The organism is Lacisediminimonas sp. (assembly GCF_030645335.1).
Classification (GTDB): Bacteria; Pseudomonadota; Gammaproteobacteria; order Burkholderiales; family Burkholderiaceae_D; genus Lacisediminimonas.
Genome location: NZ_JAUSNH010000092.1, coordinates 1 through 2,622, shown reverse-complemented (window position 1 = coordinate 2,622; position 2,622 = coordinate 1). Strand labels below are relative to the sequence as shown.

Annotated in this window: 2 protein-coding genes and 2 pseudogenes; all 4 read right to left on the bottom strand. The window is 61.3% G+C overall.

Annotated elements, in window-relative coordinates; all coding sequences use genetic code 11:
* Positions 1–307: pseudogene (locus Q7T64_RS06420) on the bottom strand (cell division protein FtsZ); the annotation flags it as partial.
* Positions 308–414: 107 nt separating this feature from the next.
* Positions 415–1,647: a cell division protein FtsA gene (gene ftsA, locus Q7T64_RS06415; protein WP_304793023.1), complete on the bottom strand. Its 1,233-nt coding sequence runs from the start codon at positions 1,645–1,647 to the stop codon at positions 415–417.
* Between the two features lie 11 nt (positions 1,648–1,658).
* Positions 1,659–2,426, bottom strand: a complete 768-nt coding sequence (locus Q7T64_RS06410) for a cell division protein FtsQ/DivIB (RefSeq protein WP_304793020.1) — start codon at positions 2,424–2,426, stop codon at positions 1,659–1,661.
* Positions 2,427–2,431: 5 nt separating this feature from the next.
* Positions 2,432–2,622 (bottom strand): annotated as a pseudogene (locus Q7T64_RS06405) (D-alanine--D-alanine ligase); the annotation flags it as partial.

Below are 2,622 nucleotides of genomic sequence, written 5' to 3'. Positions count from 1 at the left end.
TGCCGGCTGCGATGAACACCATGTGCGCGCCGCGCAGCGCATCTTCGATCCGCGCGCGGGTTTCTTCGGCCAACTGCCGCCCGACTGCAGGCCGCATGCCCGCACCGAGTCCGCTGTCACCGATCTGGATGATATTGTGCGCCTTCGAATTCTTCAGCGCCTGCGCATCGGTATTGGCGCAGATGAATTCCACGCCGTGTACACCCTTGTTGATCATGTGCTGGACGGCATTGCCGCCTGCACCACCTACGCCGACCACCTTGATGACAGTGCCGCCTGATGCGATGTCGATCATGTCAATTTCCATCATGCTCCCCTTGTGTAGTGCAGTTTTCAGTAGATAGGCATCACGCGGTGTGACGCCTAGCTACTGCCAGCTGCGGTTAAGTAAATAAGACTTCTTGGATGCGACTTTTAAAAATTCCCCAGGAACCACTCTTTCAAGCGCTCCCATACCGCATTGGCAGATCCTTGCTGGCGGTGCACGATGTGCCCGCGCAAATACTGTTTTTTCGCTTCCAGCAGCAGCCCGAGCACGGTGGCGTAACGCGGACTGCGCACGACATCGGCCAGTTGCCCCGAATAGTCGGGCATGCCCAGCCGGGCCGGCTTCAGGAAAATGTCTTCTGCCAGTTCAACCATGCCTGGCATCATCGCGGTGCCGCCAGTGAGCACGATGCCGGACGACAGCACTTCCTCGTAGCCTGACTCGCGCACCACCTGGTGCACCAGCGTGAACAATTCCTCGACTCGCGGTTCGATCACGGCCGCCAGCGCCTGCCGCGACAGCGTGCGCGGGCTGCGGTCGCCCAGGCCCGGCACTTCAATCGATTCGCCCGGATCGGCCAGCACTTGCTTGCACACGCCGTAGCGCAACTTGATTTCTTCAGCTTCGGCGGTGGGGGTACGCAAGGCCATCGCGATGTCGTTGGTGATCTGGTCGCCGGCAATCGGGATCACCGCAGTGTGCCGGATCGCACCCTCGGTAAAAATGGCGATGTCGGTGGTGCCGCCACCAATGTCCACCAGCACCACGCCCAGTTCCTTCTCGTCTGCCGTCAGGACGGCGTCGGCGGACGCCATCGGCTGCAGGATCAGGTCGGACACTTCCAGCCCGCAGCGGCGCACGCACTTGACGATGTTCTGCACCGCAGACACCGCGCCAGTCACGATGTGCACTTTCACTTCAAGCCGGATGCCGCTCATGCCGATCGGCTCGCGCACGTCTTCCTGGCTGTCGACAATGAATTCCTGCGGCACCGTATGCAGCAACTGCTGGTCGGTCGGGATGTTGACCGCCTTGGCGGTCTCTATCACGCGAGCGACGTCGGCGGCGGTCACTTCCTTGTCCTTGATCGCCACCATGCCGCTGGAATTGAAGCTGCGGATATGGTTGCCGGCAATGCCGGTATAGACGTTGCGAATCTTGCAGTCGGCCATCAGTTCGGCCTCCTCCAGCGCTCGCTGTATCGAGTCCACCGTGGCCTCGATGTTGACCACCACGCCTTTCTTCAGTCCCTTGGAACTATGCTGGCCCAGGCCGATCACCTCATGCCGGCCGTCGGGCATGATTTCAGCCACCACGGCGACAATCTTGGAGGTGCCAATATCGAGTCCGACGATCAGGTTCTTCGCGTCTTTTGTCATTTTTTATCGCTTCACTTCTTTTTGATTTCCTGCTTCAGGTTCAGCCCATGCGCCCTGAGCGCAAGGCCGTTCGGATAACGCATGTCGACGCTTTCAATGCGGTCCTGCAACCGTGCCAGCAGTTGCGGATAGATGTTGACCAGGCGTTCCACCCGTGCCTTGAGCGTATCCCGGCTCTGCTCTCTTCCCAACTCCACCGTCATGCCATTGCTGAGCTTGACGGACCAGGCATAACGTCCCGACAGGCTGACTTTTTCCGGCTTGAGTTTGGCAACGGCGAACCATTGCTGGAAATCGTGATACCGCGTGACGACTTCCCGCTCGCTGCCGAGCGGCCCGATGAACGCCGGCAGGTCGCCATGTTCTTCCGCTTCGGCCAGGTTGGCGGTAAAAATATCACCGGCAACCGACAGCAAGCGCCCGTCGTCGCCCCAGGTGCCCAGGGGCTGGTGTTCTTCCACCGTCACGACCAGGCCGTTGGGCCAGGCGCGCCGCACCGTCGCCTTGCGCACCCAGGGCACCGATTCGAACGCAGCGCGCACGCCGTCCAGGTTGACCGTAAAGAAATTCCCCTTGATGCGCGGCAGCGCCGTGGCCCGCACCGTCGACGTACTGATATGGCGCAGCGTCCCCTGCGCCGTGGCCTCGACCTGGATCGACTTCAATGTGAACATCGGCCGCTGCGCCACCCACCACAGGGCCGCGCCCAGCACGGCTACCAGCGTCAACGCCAATAGCGCGCCGGCCGTTGCATTGAGCAATTTGATGTCGTGCCACATGGCGACTAGTTCGCTCCTGTGATGTTGGCGGACGGGCCGGCATGCAGCTCCAGCCGCGCCAGGCCCAGGATCTGGACGCAAAGATCTTCGTAACTCAGGCCCGCGGCCTTGGCCGACATCGGCACCAGCGAATGACCTGTCATGCCAGGCGAGGTGTTGATCTCCAGCAGGAACGGCGCATCGTCGCCTTCACGCA

Bases quoted from the DNA above. Each gene is read 5' to 3' on its own strand.
- ftsA (WP_304793023.1), bottom strand. From the start codon at position 1,647: ATGACAAAAGACGCGAAGAACCTGATCGTCGGACTCGATATTGGCACC.
- Q7T64_RS06410 (WP_304793020.1), bottom strand. From the start codon at position 2,426: ATGTGGCACGACATCAAATTGCTCAATGCAACGGCCGGCGCGCTATTG.